This is a genomic window from Alcaligenes sp. GCM10023179 (assembly GCF_042653705.1).
GTDB classification, from domain to species: domain Bacteria; phylum Pseudomonadota; class Gammaproteobacteria; order Burkholderiales; family Burkholderiaceae_B; genus Alcaligenes; species Alcaligenes phenolicus.
On record NZ_JBHSIQ010000003.1, the window covers coordinates 23036 to 40211 of the forward strand.

Annotated in this window: 15 protein-coding genes and 2 tRNA genes; 9 read left to right on the plus strand and 8 right to left on the minus strand. The window is 56.8% G+C overall.

Annotated elements, in window-relative coordinates; all coding sequences use genetic code 11:
• Nucleotides 1-212: 212 nt before the first annotated feature.
• Nucleotides 213-1790, minus strand: coding sequence for a Na/Pi cotransporter family protein (locus ACFPDR_RS14050; RefSeq protein ID WP_181900220.1), 1578 nt, complete (start codon nt 1788-1790; stop codon nt 213-215).
• Between the two features lie 217 nt (nt 1791-2007).
• On the opposite strand from ACFPDR_RS14050, the gene ACFPDR_RS14055 reads away from it, so the two are divergent.
• Nucleotides 2008-2454 carry an IrmA family protein gene (locus ACFPDR_RS14055; RefSeq protein ID WP_376911274.1) on the plus strand — a complete coding sequence of 149 codons (447 nt, stop codon included), beginning with the start codon at nt 2008-2010 and terminating at the stop codon, nt 2452-2454.
• 114 nt (nt 2455-2568) lie between these two features.
• On the opposite strand, the gene ACFPDR_RS14060 is transcribed toward ACFPDR_RS14055, so the two are convergent.
• Nucleotides 2569-2644, minus strand: a tRNA-Asn gene (locus ACFPDR_RS14060).
• Nucleotides 2645-3190: 546 nt separating this feature from the next.
• On the opposite strand from ACFPDR_RS14060, the gene ACFPDR_RS14065 reads away from it, so the two are divergent.
• The gene (locus tag ACFPDR_RS14065; RefSeq protein WP_035268974.1) at nt 3191-4333 is read left to right on the plus strand and encodes a porin; all 1143 of its coding nucleotides are present in this window, start codon (nt 3191-3193) and stop codon (nt 4331-4333) included.
• A 260-nt stretch (nt 4334-4593) separates the two neighbouring features.
• On the opposite strand, the gene ACFPDR_RS14070 is transcribed toward ACFPDR_RS14065, so the two are convergent.
• A tRNA-Asn gene (locus tag ACFPDR_RS14070) sits at nt 4594-4669 on the minus strand.
• 330 nt (nt 4670-4999) lie between these two features.
• On the opposite strand from ACFPDR_RS14070, the gene ACFPDR_RS14075 reads away from it, so the two are divergent.
• On the plus strand, nt 5000-5920 hold the full coding sequence (locus ACFPDR_RS14075; protein ID WP_026484585.1) for a DMT family transporter: 921 nt from the start codon (nt 5000-5002) through the stop codon (nt 5918-5920).
• 18 nt (nt 5921-5938) lie between these two features.
• Here the strand turns inward: ACFPDR_RS14075 and ACFPDR_RS14080 are convergent, their stop codons facing one another.
• Both ACFPDR_RS14080 and ACFPDR_RS14085 read right to left on the minus strand, forming a co-directional pair.
• On the minus strand, nt 5939-7162 hold the full coding sequence (locus ACFPDR_RS14080; protein WP_026484584.1) for a DUF3734 domain-containing protein: 1224 nt from the start codon (nt 7160-7162) through the stop codon (nt 5939-5941).
• A gap of 122 nt (nt 7163-7284) precedes the next feature.
• Entirely contained in the window at nt 7285-8190 is a 906-nt protein-coding gene (locus ACFPDR_RS14085; protein ID WP_035268980.1) for a LysR family transcriptional regulator, read from the minus strand.
• A gap of 100 nt (nt 8191-8290) precedes the next feature.
• Between ACFPDR_RS14085 and ACFPDR_RS14090 the strand changes: the two genes are divergently transcribed.
• Nucleotides 8291-9346: a YeiH family protein gene (locus tag ACFPDR_RS14090; RefSeq protein WP_026484582.1), complete on the plus strand. Its 1056-nt coding sequence runs from the start codon at nt 8291-8293 to the stop codon at nt 9344-9346.
• 230 nt (nt 9347-9576) lie between these two features.
• Here the strand turns inward: ACFPDR_RS14090 and ACFPDR_RS14095 are convergent, their stop codons facing one another.
• Nucleotides 9577-9957, minus strand: a complete 381-nt coding sequence (locus ACFPDR_RS14095) for a SirB2 family protein (protein WP_060186835.1) — start codon at nt 9955-9957, stop codon at nt 9577-9579.
• A gap of 117 nt (nt 9958-10074) precedes the next feature.
• Nucleotides 10075-10941: an MBL fold metallo-hydrolase gene (locus ACFPDR_RS14100; RefSeq protein WP_115634895.1), complete on the minus strand. Its 867-nt coding sequence runs from the start codon at nt 10939-10941 to the stop codon at nt 10075-10077.
• Between the two features lie 74 nt (nt 10942-11015).
• Here ACFPDR_RS14100 and ACFPDR_RS14105 point away from each other — a divergent pair, with 74 nt between their 5' ends.
• The 3 genes from ACFPDR_RS14105 to ACFPDR_RS14115 are packed head-to-tail and all read left to right on the plus strand — an operon-like array spanning nt 11016 to nt 12181.
• Nucleotides 11016-11342, plus strand: a complete 327-nt coding sequence (locus tag ACFPDR_RS14105) for an ArsR/SmtB family transcription factor (RefSeq protein WP_009456065.1) — start codon at nt 11016-11018, stop codon at nt 11340-11342.
• Nucleotides 11332-11760 (plus strand): YeeE/YedE family protein, encoded by a 429-nt coding sequence (locus ACFPDR_RS14110; RefSeq protein WP_060186881.1) that lies wholly within the window; start codon nt 11332-11334, stop codon nt 11758-11760. The genes ACFPDR_RS14105 and ACFPDR_RS14110 overlap by 11 nt, the downstream gene beginning before the upstream one ends.
• A 10-nt stretch (nt 11761-11770) precedes the next feature.
• Nucleotides 11771-12181, plus strand: coding sequence for a DUF6691 family protein (locus ACFPDR_RS14115; protein WP_060186837.1), 411 nt, complete (start codon nt 11771-11773; stop codon nt 12179-12181).
• Between the two features lie 18 nt (nt 12182-12199).
• On the opposite strand, the gene cadR is transcribed toward ACFPDR_RS14115, so the two are convergent.
• Complete coding sequence (gene cadR / locus ACFPDR_RS14120) at nt 12200-12631, minus strand: Cd(II)/Pb(II)-responsive transcriptional regulator (protein WP_021446839.1); 432 nt, start codon at nt 12629-12631, stop codon at nt 12200-12202.
• A 78-nt stretch (nt 12632-12709) separates the two neighbouring features.
• On the opposite strand from cadR, the gene ACFPDR_RS14125 reads away from it, so the two are divergent.
• Entirely contained in the window at nt 12710-15031 is a 2322-nt protein-coding gene (locus tag ACFPDR_RS14125; protein WP_376911275.1) for a heavy metal translocating P-type ATPase, read from the plus strand.
• Nucleotides 15032-15367: 336 nt separating this feature from the next.
• The gene (locus ACFPDR_RS14130) at nt 15368-17068 is read left to right on the plus strand and encodes a SulP family inorganic anion transporter (protein WP_060186838.1); all 1701 of its coding nucleotides are present in this window, start codon (nt 15368-15370) and stop codon (nt 17066-17068) included.
• The last annotated feature ends 108 nt before the right edge of the window (nt 17069-17176 follow it).

Below are 17176 nucleotides of genomic sequence, written 5' to 3' on the forward strand. Positions count from 1 at the left end.
ATTGTAAGGGGGAATCCTTACTATGAGCGTGAATCTTGGTATCTGTTTATTGGGTTTCTGTGGGCTTTAAAACACGCTTGTTTTGCATATTCTTGTCATATGAGTTTTGCGCGGCAGGAGAGTCCCAAAAGCTGCTTTAAGTATGAAGGGTAAGCTGGGGGCGCCTGCTTGCGGGTAGCGGCGCCAGCCGGGTTGATGCATGGGCTTGGGGCTTATTGCTCCGGTTGGCGAGCCCGCTGCAAGTAATAGCTGCTGCGCCAGACATGCTGGCTGCTGCGTTCGAACCAGCGATGGGTGTCTGTGATGCGCAAGGTGCGTGAGACATCATCATGGCTTTGTGGCGCGGCTAGAAGCTGACTGCGAACGGCGCTTAACAAATCAGCCAGGGCCTGGGCTCTGGCTTGTACTTGCTCCAGCCAATCACCAGGGGCTTGTCCGTGCAGGCTTTGCTGCGCCAGGGTATTTAGCTCTGTGGCCAGGGTTTGGGCTTGCTGGTAACGATTGTCCTGCAGGTCCGTGCTGGGCGGATGTTGCAGCCGGCTGCGCAGGCGCTGCATGTGGTCAATGGTGTGCAAGAGCGCGCTGATACGGGCGGCAACGGCGGGATCATCGGCAGCGCTGGGGATGCGTAATACAAATTCGTAGGCTTGATCCAGGACTGTCTCGATTTGCTGCAGGTCGGCAGTGGCGGTGCTGGGGCGGCTCATGTTCAGACTGTGCTGATACAGGTTCAGCAGGCGCTGGGCCAACTCTTCCAGGGTGCGTTGTGTGGTTTCCAGGGCCAGGGCCGGTACTTGCAGCAAGCTGTCGTCCAGATGGTGCTGGGGGCGGGCAGCCCGGTCGGGTACCAGGCCTTGTACCCAGCGAGCAAACTGCTGGGTAAAGGGCAGGCACAAGGCAGCCCCCAGGCCGATGAACAGGCTGTGAAAGGCCGCCAGTCCCAATGCACCGGGAGGAACGTTGATGTAGGAGCCTGTGGCGTACATGGCTTTCAGGAACAAGGGCAGGATCAGCAGCCCCAATAGACCGGCAATAACGTTGAACAGAATGTAGGCGATGGCCGTGCGTTTGGCGTAAATGGTGCCACCGATCGCAACCAGTACGCCGGTCAGGGTGGTGCCTATGGAGGCGCCTACGACAATGGCGGCGGCTTGATCAAAGCTGATGGCACCAGCATCCAGTGCCGTCAAGGTCATGGCGATTGCGGCGGTCGAGGATTGCAGCACGGCGGTTAGAGCCAGGCCAGTCAGCATGATCAACAGGTGTGCGCCATAGCCTCCTGTCGGCATATGGGCCAGGCTGAAGCTGGCTGCCAGCCCTTGCATGCCGTCTTGCAGCATGCCCAATCCTAGAAATAGAGTGCCAAAGCCCGCCAGTGCCCGACCCAGCTCTTTATAGCGACCGGGGGCGAGCAGTTTGAGCAGGGCACCCAAGCCGATCAACGGCAGGGTGTAAAAGCCCAGATTCACTTTCAGCCCCAGACCGGAGATGATCCAGCCGGTAGCGGTATTGCCCAGACTGGCACCGATGACTACGCCTATGGCTTGTGTAAAGGAGATCAGGCCCGCACTGACAAAACCAATCAGTGTGACGGTGGTGGCGGTGGAGGATTGGGCCAGCGCGGTAATCAGGGCGCCGGAAGCAAAGGCCTTGATGGGCCTGCCGGTAAACGCCAGCAGGATCTGCTTGAGAGAGCCACCCGCAAAAGCCACCAGTCCTTCGGACAGCAGCATCATGCCAATCAGGAAAAGGCCAAGCCCCCCTAAAAAGGGGAAAAGAGTATCAAGCATAAAAGAGTGCAAGCAGCGAAATAATCGGCAGGTTCCGGCGCGACAGACCGGGATAGAAATCAGGATGCTGCATTATCGCCAGTTACGCAGCCTATGGAGTGAAATACTTCAGTGTTGCAAACTGGACGTTTCTGGAAGCGTATGTTGCAAACACAGCGGTCATTCTCTTTTTTGTGTATAAGAGCGCTTGGGCTTCTATTGCAAAAGAGAGGGCAATGTGGATTTTCGTAAAAGTGTGAAGCTGGCTGCAGGGACCATGCTGCTGGGTGGTGTGGTTGCTGGCCAGGCACAGGCGGTGCAGATGTGGCATTCCGATACGGTCTTTGTGAATCAGGGAATGTGCGCTGCGAACTTTACTTTTGATTCCCAAATGGAGCCGGTGCAGCAACTGAGGGTTCATATTCAGGTGCTAAGCAAGAAGAACAATAAGCTGGTGGCCGAGGATGTGATCGAGGTGGACGATTTTGGAAGTTCCAGTGCCGATCGCTATGCCACTGGTTATTGGTATAACGAAATCGCTTGCGATCAGAATTTGCGGGTGGTGGTGACGGGGGCGACTGCAGTGATGAATGGCGAGCGTGTTGATTTGTTGGCCAAGGATCTGCTGGAAGTGGAGAACTTCGTGCCGTATGAGATCAGCATTACACCCGCAGGAGCCAAGTAAGCGATTCTGGATAGTGATCTTGCAGACAAGGCCTCTTGAGCAATCAAGAGGCTTTTTTCATGAGGCCAGACGTAGAAAAGCCCAGCTACTTGCGTAGCTGGGCTTTTGTATTTTTGGCTCCCCGACCAGGGCTCGAACCTGGGACCTGCGGATTAACAGTCCGTCGCTCTACCGACTGAGCTATCGGGGACCAGCAAAGAAAATGATTATAGGGTAGGGCTACCGAGATTGTAAAGAGGTATTTTTTGAGAAATGTATTTTCATATACGCAAAACCGGATATGGCCTTGGCAATAGGCGTAAATCCTGATTTTTTCATTGGGAACATACCGTCTGGTCAATAAGGCTCATGAGCCCGTTTTGTAGCAAATGGTTGCAAGCCTTTTGTTTATTGGCTTTGCGACCGTTTAGCCCATTTTTTGCTGAATTCTCTGTAGGTGAAAAACTAGGGAAAATGCGTATGAAACCCAGTAAACACGCTGGATTCGGTTTATTGACACCAATATTGTTTATGTCTGAAATATAAATGCTTGCAGTATATGTGTTTCAACTATCAAGCCCCTTTCATCCCTGTTTCAGGGCTGATCTGTTGAGCAGTTTTGCTTCAAGAAATAGGAGGGGGTGCAGGGGATTGGCGTCGGGAAATCAGCTTTTCAGGCGGTGGGACTCAGCACTTGATCAAGAGCCGGACAACGATAAGAAATCCGGCATTCAGACGTTTACAGAGAACAGAGAACATGAAAAAAACTATCTTGGCAGCCATGTTGATGCCTGTGTTGGCGGTTCCCGCATACGCCGCATCGAACGTGACCTTGTACGGCGTGGTGGATACAGGCCTGGGCTACGAGCAGTGGAAAGGGAGCGACCTGAAAGGCGGCGCAGAAAAACAAAGTCGTTTTGGTCTGTACGATCAGGGCTGGATGGGTAACCGCTGGGGCCTGATGGGCAGTGAAGATCTGGGTGGCGGTCTGAAAGCCAACTTCATGCTGGAAAGCGGCTTTGATCTGAGCGATGGCAATATGCGCCAGAACCGCTTGTTTGGTCGTCAAGCCACCTTGGGCCTGAGCGGCGAATCCTGGGGTCGTGTGGATCTGGGTCGTCAAACCACTGTGACTTCCCTGTACGTTGCCGGTGTAGCCAGTCCCTTTGGTGGCAACGGCTACCAGTACGGCGTGGGCGCTGCATTTGATGCGGCCAACACGGTTCGTTACGACAATATGGTCGCCTACCAGAGCCCCGAGTTCTCCGGCTTCCAGTTCGGTGCTGGCTATTCTTTCAACACCAACGGCGCACAAAAGTGGGATCGTAGCGGTTTGACTGGCAATGCCATCAACAGCGACGACGCTAACGTGAAAGCCTTTAGCGTGGCCATGCGTTACACCAATGGTCCTTTGAAAGCGGCCTTGAGCTTTGACCAGGCCCGTTATGGTTCGGCTCGTGAGCAAGGCGGCAACCTGGTTGCGGCTGAAAGCGGCAATGTCAGCGCCTGGAACCTGGCTGCCAGCTACAAATTCAGCTTTGCTACCTTGCACGCTGCTTTTGGCCAAAGCCGTAATGGTTACATCGGTGGCTCGCTGCAAACCGAACAGTTTGGTCCCGGACTGCACAAAGACCTGAAGGTTAACTCCTACGCGCTGGGCGTGACAGTTCCTGCAGGCAAGGCCGGCTCGGTTCTGGCTTCCTGGACCATGGCTGATCCACGCTCGACTCCGCGCAGTACTGATGATGCCAAGACCCAGCACGTATTTAGCGCTGGCTACCTGCACAACCTGTCCAAGCGCACCAATCTGTACGCGATTGGCTCCTACGCTCGCAACATCGGCTACTACAGCGATCTGAAGAGCACGGTTGCCACGGTCGGTATCACGCACCGTTTCTGATCTTTCTGACTGATTCTGCCAGCTCCGGGTCGACGTAGTGCGTTAGCAGCGGCGGCATCGGCCCGGGCAGGGGCTAGGTCAGGGGAAAAGAGCCACAGCGGGGCTGCATCAACATGCAGTCCCGCTGTCTTTTCGGCTGAAGGATTTTGTTTGTCCAAATGTTAATGGCGCTGCTGCGTCGTTATCGGACAGACGCGTTTTGCAGGGACAAAAAAAATCAGCCCAAAGCAAATGCTATGGGCTGATTTCAATGGTTTTCTTGGCTCCCCGACCAGGGCTCGAACCTGGGACCTGCGGATTAACAGTCCGTCGCTCTACCGACTGAGCTATCGGGGACCAGAGAAAAAGAATATAGCATGTATTTTGTGAAATGTGCAAGTTTTCATGGAGGAACAGCACAAAAGTTTTGGCATGTTGGTGCTGTTTTCACGGGCGGGCAGGCTAAGTCCTTGTCTTTATTGGGGAGTTGGCTCGACATCGTGTCATTCGCGATATTCGGTTTTGGAGAGTCGTGCACTCTAGTGGGTCATTGGCTGCAATATTGGCAGGGTCAACGTGGCCGCTGCCAGAAGCAAAGAGTAGAATCGACGGCTTGTTGACTCTTTTTTTCGCTGGGGCCAGCAGCTCTTGTGCTGACGGTGTCGCCCTGCAAAGTGATGAATTCCCATGCAAGCTAGTCAAAGCTCCAGTGCGCAGCGCAGTTCCTTTTTAATTGGACTGGCCCTGTCGGGGGGCGGCTCTATTCTTTTCTCCGCCAAAGCGGTGGTTGCCAAGCTGACCTACCAATACGATGTCAACGCCTTGACCGTTATTGGCTTTCGAATGCTCTTGTCGCTGCCTTTCTTTCTGGCTATTGCCCTTTGGCAAGTGAAGAAAGTACGGCAGGGCAAGCTGGCCGCACTGACTGGTCGTCAGAAGCTGGAGCTGGTGGTGCTGGGCTTTCTGGGCTATTACCTGGCCAGTTTGCTGGACTTTATCGGCCTTGAATATATTTCGGCAGGGCTGGAGCGGCTGATTCTGTTTTTGTCGCCTACCTTTGTGCTGATGTTCTCCGCCATCTTTCTGAAACGACGCATTCTGCCCAAACAATGGCTGGCTCTGGCGCTGGCCTATTTAGGGGTAGGGCTGGTCTTTGTGCAGGACTTGAGCCTGACCGGCGATGATGTGCTGCTGGGTGCGCTTTGCGTGTTGGGTTCGGCCATTTCCTATGCCATCTACCTGATTGGTTCGGGCGAGCTGCTCAAGGCCATTGGTTCTACACGGCTGGTGGCTTATGCCATGTCCTTCTCGGCGGTCTACACCCTGATTCACTTTTTTGCCGTGCTGGGCTGGCAGGGGCTGGTGCAGCCTGCGCCGGTCTATGGCCTGTCCATGATTCACGCCGTCTGCAATACGGTTTTGCCGACCTTTATGACAATGTGGGCGGTGGAGCGCATAGGCGCACCCATGAGTGCTCAAATGGGGCTGATTGGCCCAGTTTCGGTTCTGTTTCTGGCGAACTGGTTTCTGGGGGAACCGATTACGCTCATGCAATTGCTGGGTACGGCCTTTGTACTCAGCGGCGCGATGGTCTTGAGCCGCCGCTAAGTCCCGGCACAGGCTGGCTTACTTGCCGTTGTTGGCCAGCCGTTTTTCGATTTCGTCGCGGTGCACGTCGTAGGTGGTGAAGCCGGCCAGGTTCTCCGGCATGTTCAGCTTGTCTCGATGGATCAGCGTCTGGCGAATATCATCCAGACCGCTACGCCAGTGCTCGCGCATGGTCATGCGACCAAACTGATAGTCCTTGTAGTGCTGCTCGTAGGGCTGGTTGCGGTAAATCAGGTGCACCACGTTGTAGCGCTTGTTGCTGGCCAGCTCTTCGGCCAGGCGGCACGGCAACAGGTCTTTGCGTTGATCTTCGGGGATCAGGGTGAGCAGCTCTGACAGGATATGACGCATGTACTGCGAATGACGCATGTCCTCGGTCACCATACGGGTACGGCTGGAGTAGCGGATCTCGTTCAAGCGGTCGCTGACTTCACCCATATTGTTGGGTACCGGGCCACGCGCACTCCACAAATCCACTTGAAACACCAGAGTGTCCCGGCGGGGTGACTGATCCAGCACATAAGAGAGCGGCGTATTGGAAACCAGACCGCCGTCCCAGTAATACTGACCATCAATTTCCACGGGGGCAAAAGCCGGAGGCAGGGCACCCGAGGCCATGAAGTGTTCGGCTCGCAAGGTGGTGCGATGGTTGTCAAAGTAAACAAAGTTGCCCGTGCCTACATTGACCGCACCTACCGAGATGCGCTGACGCTTGTCGTTGATGCGATCAAAGTCACATAAACGTTCCAGCGTGTCTTTCAGGGCGCTGGTGTCGTAATAGCTGGCACCTTCGGGCACGCCCGGTGTGGCTTGCATTGGAGGGGGGAAACGGGGGCGGAAAAAGCCACGCTGTCCCAAGACCAGGGCGTTGCTGGCATTGAAGGCGCTGATGGCCTCACGCATGACATCGTTGATACCAAAGAGGGCACGCTCCAGGCAGGCTGGGCTGGACCAGCCATAGTAGGGCTCGCAAATGGTATTCCAGAACTCCCGCAGGCGTTCTACCTGCCGCTCGGGGGGATTGCCCGCAATAATCGCGGTGTTCAAGGCCCCAATCGAAATCCCGGATAAACAGTCTGGCTCGATTCCTGCTTCCAGCAAACCTTCATATACACCGGCTTGATAGGCTCCCAAAGCGCCGCCGCCTTGCAATACCAGGGCTACCGTTTCGTAGGGTGGCAAATAAGAGGGGCGGGCAAAAGCGGGGACATCTTGCGCTTGTGGCGTAGGAACAGTGTTCATGGCATCACTCGGTTCAAGAGGTGGGCAGGAGAGCGGGACTTATGGTCCCTTCTGTTTGTGCTGCACTGCAGCAAGAATAGCATTGCTGCGGGTGTCAACCATCATCAGAATGCAAACTTGCGTCAAGTTTCCGATGCGCTTGAACCGGACTCCGGGCTGTGTACATGTTCCGCAAAAGCGCTTAACACCTGGCTACGGTAGCGTTCTTTATGCAGGACCAGGGACAGGCGGCGCTTCAAATCCAGAAAAGGGGTGTCCAGGATGCGTAGTCGCTGATTGGCAACAGCATCCAGGGTAGCTGCCTGTGGCAGGCAAGCCAGGCCCAGTCCGGCGATGACCGCCTGTTTGATGGCTTCTACCTGACCCAGCTCCATCAGCACATGGCCGCCGGGCAGCACATTCAAGGCTTGTTCGGTCAGCGCTCGGGAGGCCGAGCCACGTTCGCGCATGATCCAGCTCATGCCCGCAAAGTCCTGTTTTTCCAAGGTGGCCTTGGTAGCCAGCGGGTGATCAGGGGCGGCGCAGACGACCAGCGCATCTTCGCGCCAGATCCAGGTTTCCAACTGAGGGTGATTGACCGGGCCTTCCACGCAGGCAATGTCGCAGCCATGTTCCAGCAATTGATTGATGATGTTGGCCGTGTTGTCCACGGACACATGCAGGGACACGCGCGGGTGCTGGCGCACAAACTGCCCCACCAGATCCCCAATCAGATAGTTGCCGACGGTATTGCTGGCCCCGATGCGGATTTCACCACGCAACTCGCTTTCTTCCTGCTGGCTTTGCATCTCCCGCAGGCGCTCCAGAATTTCGCGAGCGTGCGGCAGCAATTGCTTGCCGCGGCTGGTCAGTTGCATGCGCCCCGGCGTGCGTTCAAACAGGGGACAGTCCAGCTGCTTTTCCAGTTCGGCCAAGGCCATGCTGGCGGCGGGTTGGGACAAGTGAATCTGGGCTGCGCAAGCACGCACGGTGCCCAAGGTGGCAATGCCTACGAACACTTCCAGTTGTCTGATGCTGATCGCATTCATGATAAATAAAATTGATACTTACGATAAGTAATAATGAATTTTTTAATACTCGGGGTCAACCTAAAATTACTTTTACTTATTACATATCTGGAATGACGAGATGAGCAGTGTGACCGATTTACCAGCAGGAAGCACGACCCTGAAGGCACAGGGCAAATCGGGTTTCTCTCTGAAGCCGTCGCGTTGGTGGGGTTTTTTACTGGCGGTGGCCGTAGGTGTTGCGGCTATGGGCCTGGGCAAAGTGTGGCCTTTGATTGGCGGTCCGGTTTTTGCGATTGTCTTGGGCATGGTACTGCGTAACAGCATGGGCGTGGCTACGGTGTTTCAGCCCGGTTTGCGCTTTTCGTCCAAGGTGTTGTTGCAGTGGTCGATTATTGGTCTGGGTTTTGGTTTGAGCCTGCCGCAAGTGATGCGTACCGGTATGGATTCGCTGGCGGTGACCCTGGTGACCTTGACGGTGGCGTTTGTGACGGCGCTGGTGCTGGGCCGAGCCTTGGGGATTCCTTCCAAGCTGCGCACCTTGATTGGGGTGGGGACAGCGATTTGTGGTGGCTCGGCCATTGCAGCCGTCACGCCCATTCTCAAGCCTGAGGAACATGAAACCGCACTGGCGATTTCCACCATCTTTATCTTCAATATTGTGGCTGTGCTGATTTTCCCCTTGGCCGGTCACATGATGAATATGTCGGACGCAGGTTTTGGGGTGTGGGCGGGAACCGCCATCAACGATACGTCTTCGGTAGTGGCTGCAGGCTATAGCTACAGCCGTCAGGCGGGTGACCACGCCACTATCGTCAAGTTGACTCGGGCAACCTTGATCATCCCGATTTGCCTGATTCTGGCGGGTCTGGAAGTGTGGCGTTCGCGTCAGGCTGGTCGGGACTTTGACTTGATGCGTGTGTTCCCCTGGTTCATCGTCTGGTTCATGGTGGCCTCGGCTCTGCGCTCGCTGGGTTGGGTGCCGGTGGAGTGGCTGGAACCCCTGCGTTTTCTGGCTGAGTTCCTGATGGTGCTGGCCCTGGCTGCTATTGGTTTGTGTTCGGACTTGCGTGTGATGGCCCGAGCCGGCGTGCGGCCTGCCTTGCTGGGCTTGGGAGTCTGGATCGCGGTGGCGGTCAGCAGTTTGCTGGTACAGCGTTGGATAGGTGTCTGGTAAGACAGGTATGTAAAAAGCCCCTGTCAGTGGAAGATAACTTTCACTGACAGGGGCTTTTTTGTCGCCGGACCGTCCCAAGACAAAAACTCCCCCTCGGGGGGCAGCAAGCCGAAGGCGTAGCGTGGGGGCTTTTTTTGTCGCCGGGCCGTCCCAAGACAAAAAGCTCTCCCTCGGGGGGCAGCAAGCCGAAGGCGTAGCGTGGGGGCTTTTTTTGTATGTGGGCTACTGGCTTAGACGAACCAGGACGCCGGGCTGCGATTCAGCGCCACGCCTACGATATAGGCAAAGATGGCAATCGCAATCAGGGCTGCCACGCCGCGGCTAAAGGCGGTTTTACCGCGCTTGATGGCATAGCTGCCTACCACGATGTAGACCACCAGCAGCACAATCTTGGTCAGCAGCCAGGGCTGGTTGGCGGCTGCGCCCAACATGCCGGCCAGCGCCAGACCACAGACCAGCAAGACGGTATCGATGACATGCGGGGCAATGCGCACAAAGCGATTCTGCAAACAGGATGATCCGCTGACTGACCAAAAGGCCCGAATAATGAAAAACAAAATGCTCAGCCCGGCGGCTGTCATGTGCAAGTGTTTGATGGCCACGTAAGTCATGCCTGTTATTTCCTTCTGAAGTTCAGGGTGCAGAAAAGGGCAGTATACGCAGGCTGAGCCTTAAAAGTTTTTCTACGTCCGAGCCTGTGTCTGCCCGGACGCAAAAAACAGTCGTATTCAAAGCAGATTGACGGGCAGTTTCAGATAGATCTGACCATTGCTTTCTGGTTCGGGAAAGTGTCCGGCGCGGATATTGACTTGAATGGAAGGCAGGATCAGACGCGGCATGCTCAGGGTTTTATCGCGTGCGTGGCGGCGCTCGCAAAACTGTTTCTGGCTGATGCCGTCGTGTACGTGGATGTTGCTGTCCTTCTGCTCCTGAACCGTGCAGTGGAACTGGGGCTCCCGTCCTTCAGGCGGATAATCGTGGCACATGAACAAGACCGTATCTGCGGGCAGGGCTAGCAGGCGCTGGATGGATTCATAAAGCTGGCTGGCGCTGCCACCCGGAAAGTCGCAACGGGCGGTACCGACATCGGGCAGGAACAAGGTGTCGCCCACAAATACGCCCAGACCTTGAACGTGATAGGCCATATCTGCCGGGGTATGACCGGGCACGTGCAGAGCCTGCACCTGAATGGCACCGATCTGGAACGGTTCCTGATCCTTGAACAGCGTATCGAAGGGTGTGCCGTTGGCCTGAATCTCGGACTCTATATTAAAGATGCGACTGAACGTGGACTGCACTTGCTTGATGTGTTCGCCAATGGCTATTTTCCCGCCCACCTGTTCTTGCAGCCAGACCGCAGCGGACAGGTGGTCGGCATGGGCATGGGTTTCCAGAATCCATTGCACCTCCAGCTGATGCTGGCGCACAAAGTCCACGACCTTCTGGGCAGACACGGTGCTGCTGCGGCCGGAGGCGGCGTCGTAGTCCAGCACCGAGTCAATGATGGCGCATTCGCGTTGATCTTCGGCATAAACCACGTAGGTGAACGTGGACGTGTCCGTATGAAAGAAGCTGGCGACCTGGGCTTGGAGCATGTCAGACCTCTTGTTGCTTATAAAATATGAAAAGATATTATATAATAATATATATTGTATTTTTGTAGAACGTTATGAATCAAACCGAACTGGAAGCCCTGCGACAGGTAGCGGGCCGAGCCAGCAGCTTGCTGGGCAGCCTGGCCAACCCCGACCGCCTGATGATTCTGTGCACGTTGGTGCAGGGCGAATGCAATGTGGGGGAGCTGGCGCAGCGCAGTGGAATTTCACAACCTACTTTATCCCAGCAATTGACGGTTTTGCGGCGCGAAGAGCTGATTGCCAGCCGCAAAGAGGGCAAGTACGTCTATTACCGCCTGGAAAACCCGGCGGTGTTGGCTGTCATGCAAACTTTATATGGAATTTTTTGTGCCCCAGGAGGCATTGATGATCGCAATTGACTGGAGTTCCTTTACCCCGTGGAGCGCCTTGTTTGGCGGCGCCTTGATTGGTTTGGCGGCCGCTGTGCTGGTGCTGTTCAATGGTCGGGTGTTTGGCATATCCGGCCTGCTGTCGGGCACCTGGAGCGGGGAGGCGGGTGACAAGGGCTGGCGCTGGATGGCCTTGTTGGGTCTGGCGGCGGCGCCCTGGCTGTATCGCCTGGCCGGGGAAACCGTACCTGTCGTGCAGCCGCAGCCCTGGATGTGGGTGGTGATAGCCGGTTTGCTGGTGGGGTTCGGAACCCGTTTGGGTTCGGGGTGCACCAGTGGTCATGGTGTGTGTGGTCTGTCGCGTTTGTCGCCCCGTTCTTTGGTGGCAACGCTGACGTTTATGGCCAGCGGCTTTCTGACCGTGTTTGTTTTGCGCCATCTGATCTAAGGGGCCCGCCATGTACTATTTCATCGCTTTAGTTTCCGGCCTGATTTTTGGCTTGGGTTTATTGATTTCCGGCTTGGCCAACCCCAGCAAGGTGCTGGCGTTTCTGGATCTGGCCGGAGCCTGGGACCCGTCTTTGGCCTTGGTCATGGCCGCGGCAATTGCGGTGGCGATTGTGCCGTTCAGTCTGGCACGCCGTCGTCCTTGTGCTTTTGTGACTGGCCAGCCCATGAATCTGCCCAAGCAGCGTCAAATAGACCGTCCTTTGGTGTTGGGTGCTTTGATTTTCGGCGCTGGTTGGGGTGTGGCAGGTTTCTGCCCTGGACCGGCCATTGTGCTGGCTGCGTCGGGCGCACCGTTGGCTATTTTGTTTCTGGTCGCGATGCTGATCGGAATGTGGGCGGCAGGGCGGGTGCGTGGCTAAGGACCACGTCACACCGCCTTAGCCTAAATGGGTTGTGGGAGCCGGGACTTGATCCGGCTCCATATTCACCAATCCCTGCAAAATGCCGCAATGCTCCAGGCCACCGGCCTGTCCGCAGCGGTGACGCAGTTCAATCAGTTGTTTTTGCAGGTGTTCCAGCTCGGCAATGCGTACGGCCACATGCTCGATGTGTTCATCCAGCAAATCGTTGACCGGGGCGCAGTCTTGCGCTGGGCCGTCCATGAATGCCAGCAGGCCGCGAATTTCTTCGTGCGTCATATCCAGGCTGCGGCAGTTGCGAATAAAACGTAGCCGTTCCAGGTGGATACTGCGGTACAGGCGGTAGTTGCCCTCGCTGCGCTCCGGCTCGGGCAGCAGCCCAACTTTCTCGTAATAGCGGATGGTTTCCGTGTTGCAGTGGCTTTTTTCCGCCAACTCACCAATTTTCATTGCTTGGCCTCCAAAGGGCTTGACCTTGTAGTTACTTTAGGCTTTCTACTGGTCCCATGCAAGAAGCGAGGAACTGCTATGACATCAGCTAACAACACATCAAAGCTCGGCGTGGGGCAGTGCACAACATCAGCCTGCCAGACCGAGCACGTACATGACCATAGTCATGATCACGACCATGCGGCGGGCGATCACAGCCACGAGCATAGCCATGATCACGATCACAGCCCTGCAGAACAAGCGTCGCACTCCCACGAGGGGGCGTGCTGCTCGGCACCCGCATTTGGCCCATCGGTGACCTTGGCGGCCAGTACCTCCACTCGTCTGGTCGTGCATATTGCTGATATGGACTGCCCGGCGGAAGAGAACATGATTCGCTCCGGCCTGAAAAAGCTGGATCAGGTGCAGAACCTGGGTTTTGACCTGATGCAGCGGGTTTTGACCGTAGACCACGTGGATGGTGCCCGTGACAAGGTGCTGGGTGCGTTGCGCGGCCTGGGCTTTGAGCCCCGCATGGCCGATGAAGAGCCTGTGAAGCAGGTATCGCCCAAGCAAGGCCTGATTCGCATTGCCGGCGCCGTGGTGCTGGCTTTGGCCGCCGAGATCAGCCACTGGCTGGCGGCCCCCGAGTGGCTGGTGATTGTTCTGGCTCTGGCCGCGATTCTGTCCGGCGGCGTGCAGGTCTACAAGAAGGGCTGGATTGCGCTGCGTAATGGTCAGCTCAATATCAATGCCTTGATGAGTATTGCCGTTACCGGCGCGGTACTACTGGCCCAATGGCCTGAAGCCGCCATGGTGATGTCCTTGTTCAGCCTGGCTGAGTGGATTGAGGCTCGTTCCCTGGACCGCGCCCGTAATGCGGTGGACAGCCTGCTCAAGCTGGTCCCGGATGAAGTGCTGGTCAGTGCCGATGGCAAGGATTGGCAGCGTGTACCGGCCAATCAGGTGCAGGCAGGCTGGCAAGTACGCGTGGCCCCCGGCGAGCGTTTTGGCCTGGATGGCAAAGTTCTGCAAGGGCTAAGCACGGTTAACCAGGCTCCTATCACGGGTGAAAGTGCCCCCGTGGACAAAGCGCCCGGTGACGAGGTTTTTGCAGGCACCATCAATGGCATGGGCGAACTGGTGTATCAGGTCCAGGCCGCGCATGATGAAACCTTGCTGGCCCGAATCACACGTTCGGTTCAGGAGGCCCAAGCCAACAAGGCTCCGATTCAGCGCTTTGTCGACCAGTTCTCCCGCATCTACACCCCGCTGGTTGTGGTGGCGGCAGCCTTGATGGCTGTAGCCTTGCCTTTGATCTGGGGTGTGAGCTGGTCGGAGTCCGTATACCGCGCTCTGGTTCTGCTGGTCATTGCGTGCCCTTGCGCCCTGGTGATCTCCACGCCTGTGGCCGTAGTCAGTGCCCTGGCCAGTGCCGCGCGTGCCGGTATTTTGATTAAAGGTGGCGTGTATCTGGAGCGGGCTCGTCAGCTACGGTACTTGGCCGTGGACAAGACCGGCACCCTGACCTTGGGCGAGCCTTCCTTGAGCGAATATGGCAGCCTGCGTCCAAGCCTGTCGGATAGCGAAGTGCTGGACATGGCCGTTGCTCTGGCCGAGCGTTCGGATCATCCTGCCTCGCAAGCGATTGCCCGTGGCCGTGTGGCATCGGGTCTGGTGCGCCTGGATCAATTCGAAGCTTTGGCGGGTAATGGTGTGCAGGCACAAGGCACGACTGGCCAATTGCGTCTGGGCAAGCGTAGCTGGGTGCTGGGGCAGAACAAGGCTGAGTCCAGCCAGGCCGAGCAGCAAGCGGTAGAGAGCGGTGCCACCATGGTGTATCTGGGTGACGAGCACGGTCTGCTGGCCTGGTTCGCCATGATGGATACGCTGCGTCCCACCACCAGCCAGGCGATTCGCGATCTGCAAGCGCAGGGTGTTCAGGTGGAAGTGCTTTCGGGCGACCACGAGCAAGCCGTGCGTCATGTCGCCCAGCAAGCCGGAATCAAGGATTTCCGAGGTGGTTTGCTGCCACAGGACAAGCTGGACCGTATCGAGGAAAAACTGGGTAACGGTTTGGTGGCGATGGTGGGTGATGGCATCAATGATGCACCCGCCCTGGCTCGTGCCGATGTGGGTATCGCGATGGGAGCTTTGGGTTCGGACATTGCGATCGAGACCGCTGACGTGGCCTTGATGGACGATGATCTGGGCAAGATTGCCTTGCTGATGCGTCAGTCTCGAGCCTTGCATACCGTGTTGTGGCAGAACATCAGCCTGGCTTTGGGTATCAAGGCCGTGTTCCTGGTGATGGCCCTGACCGGCCAAGCCACCATGTGGATGGCCGTGTTTGCCGACGTGGGTGCCAGCTTGCTGGTGGTGCTGAACAGCTTGCGTTTGCTGCGCGCCCGCAACCCTTGAATTCCGTGTTCGTTGTCACTGAGCCCCACCTCTTTGAGGTGGGGCTTTTTTTATCGCTGGGCCGTCCCAAGGCTCGGCGCCCCCGGTAAAAAGCGCCCCCTCGGGGATGAGCCTGGACACACAGTAGTCCATTGCGGCCTGCTGTGTGCCAGGCGAATCCGAGCGGCATGCAGGCCGCAGGCGCAGCGTGGGGGCCTTTTTATGCCGCGTCAAATAAGCCCATCACTAACGTGAAGTTTTTTTGACACGCAGTAGTATCATTAAGGCTTCATTTGGGTTGAGGCCCTGCTTGTTTCTCATCTGTGTCGAGCAGGCTGGGCATGACAAGGACGCGCGATGATTGCACTGCTGGAAGCGGGTCGAGCCGGACTCCTGGGGCGAAAACACTGGCTAAATAACCTGTTGGCTGGTTTGGTGGTGGGGGTGGTGGCCTTGCCGTTGGCCATGGCCTTCGCCATTGCCTCCGGGGTCAAGCCCGAGCAGGGTTTGTATACCGCCATTATTGCCGGTTTGGCGGTGTCTTTATTTGGCGGCAGCCGGGTGCAGATTGCCGGGCCGACGGGGGCCTTCATTGTCATCCTGTCCGGGGTGGTGGCCCAACATGGGGTGGCGGGCCTGCAAATTGCCACGCTGATGGCCGGGGTGATCTTGCTGCTGCTGGGCCTGCTGCGCCTGGGAGCCGTGATCCGCTTTATTCCCGATCCGGTCATCGTGGGTTTTACCGCCGGTATCGGGGTGATCATCTGGGTGGGTCAATGGCGGGACTTTTTTGGCCTTCCCGTCGTCGAGGGCCAGCACTTTCACGAGAAACTCTGGTTCTTGCTGCAGAACCTGCCGTCCCTGGATTGGGCAACCACACTGCTGGGGATTTTGTCTCTGGCGATTCTGATTGTCGTGCCCAAGATCCCAAGTCTGGCGCGTTTGCCCGGACCGCTGGTGGCCCTGGTGGTCATCACGCTTATCCAGGCGATTTTCCGTTTTGAGTCGGTGGCCACTATCGGCTCCAGCTTCGGTGCCTTGCCCAGCGGCTTGCCGTCGTTTCAATGGCCGGAAATTACGCTGACTCGCGTGGTGGAGCTGATCGGGCCTGCGTTTGCAATTGCCATGTTGGGTGCGATTGAGTCCTTGCTGTCCGCTGTCGTGGCCGACTCCATGACAGGGACCCGTCACGACTCCAATCAGGAATTGGTGGGCCAAGGGATTGCCAACGTGCTCTCGCCCTTGTTTGGCGGGATTGCGGCTACCGGGGCTATTGCCCGTACCGCTACCAATATCCGTAATGGCGGTGACAGCCCCATTGCCGGCGTGGTGCATGTCATTTTCCTGGTGCTGGTTTTGCTGTTGCTGGCCCCGCTGGCGGCTTATATCCCGCTGACGGTGTTGGCGGCAATTCTGTTCATGGTGGCCTGGAATATGAGTCAGGCCAAGCTGGTCCTTCGCCTGCAGCGCCGTATGCCTACCGCTGACTTGTTCATTCTGTGGGTGACGTTCGCCCTGACGGTATTTGCGGATCTGGTGGTAGCCGTCAATATTGGGGTGATTCTGGCCATGCTGTATGTGCTCAAACGCACCTCGGATGGGGTGCAAGTGCGGGCCTTGGAAGGCCGCCGTTTACAGCGGGCACTGGATTTGTCCTTCAGCCAGGAGTTGCGCCAGGATATTTCGGTGCTGACTCTGGAAGGACCGTACTTCTTTGCCAGTGTGGAAGCGGTGAATCGTTCCTTGCTGACGGTGCCGGAGCAGGTTCGGGCCGTGGTCTTGCGCCTGAATTACGTGCCTTTTGTGGATGCGACGGCCATGCAGGCTTTGGAGACTGCCTTGGCGGAGCTGGAACAGCGCAATGTCATGGTGGCGCTGTGCGAGGCGAACGAGAAAGTGGGTCGCAAGCTGATTCGCATGGGTCTGTTCAAGCAGATTCACGCGCATCGCGTTTTTGATAGCTTGCAGAATGCGTGGGAAAGCGTCAGCGAGACCCTGGACCATCAGGCCGTCAAGCAAAAAGAAACGGCCACGCCGGAAACGGGAGCGGCAACGTAGGCCTTGATGCCTTGCTTGTCTGCCCTGAAAGAACTTGATAGTGAACAATCCCCTCGTCAAAAGCGAGGGGATTGTTGTTTGGTGCCGGGCTTGGCAAGGGTGAGCCTG

Bases quoted from the DNA above. Each gene is read 5' to 3' on its own strand.
- ACFPDR_RS14050 (WP_181900220.1), bottom strand. From the start codon at position 1,790: ATGCTTGATACTCTTTTCCCCTTTTTAGGGGGGCTTGGCCTTTTCCTG.
- ACFPDR_RS14065 (WP_035268974.1), top strand. From the start codon at position 3,191: ATGAAAAAAACTATCTTGGCAGCCATGTTGATGCCTGTGTTGGCGGTT.
- ACFPDR_RS14075 (WP_026484585.1), top strand. From the start codon at position 5,000: ATGCAAGCTAGTCAAAGCTCCAGTGCGCAGCGCAGTTCCTTTTTAATT.
- ACFPDR_RS14080 (WP_026484584.1), bottom strand. From the start codon at position 7,162: ATGAACACTGTTCCTACGCCACAAGCGCAAGATGTCCCCGCTTTTGCC.
- ACFPDR_RS14085 (WP_035268980.1), bottom strand. From the start codon at position 8,190: ATGAATGCGATCAGCATCAGACAACTGGAAGTGTTCGTAGGCATTGCC.
- ACFPDR_RS14090 (WP_026484582.1), top strand. From the start codon at position 8,291: ATGAGCAGTGTGACCGATTTACCAGCAGGAAGCACGACCCTGAAGGCA.
- ACFPDR_RS14095 (WP_060186835.1), bottom strand. From the start codon at position 9,957: ATGACTTACGTGGCCATCAAACACTTGCACATGACAGCCGCCGGGCTG.
- ACFPDR_RS14100 (WP_115634895.1), bottom strand. From the start codon at position 10,941: ATGCTCCAAGCCCAGGTCGCCAGCTTCTTTCATACGGACACGTCCACG.
- ACFPDR_RS14105 (WP_009456065.1), top strand. From the start codon at position 11,016: ATGAATCAAACCGAACTGGAAGCCCTGCGACAGGTAGCGGGCCGAGCC.
- ACFPDR_RS14115 (WP_060186837.1), top strand. From the start codon at position 11,771: ATGTACTATTTCATCGCTTTAGTTTCCGGCCTGATTTTTGGCTTGGGT.
- cadR (WP_021446839.1), bottom strand. From the start codon at position 12,631: ATGAAAATTGGTGAGTTGGCGGAAAAAAGCCACTGCAACACGGAAACC.
- ACFPDR_RS14125 (WP_376911275.1), top strand. From the start codon at position 12,710: ATGACATCAGCTAACAACACATCAAAGCTCGGCGTGGGGCAGTGCACA.
- ACFPDR_RS14130 (WP_060186838.1), top strand. From the start codon at position 15,368: ATGATTGCACTGCTGGAAGCGGGTCGAGCCGGACTCCTGGGGCGAAAA.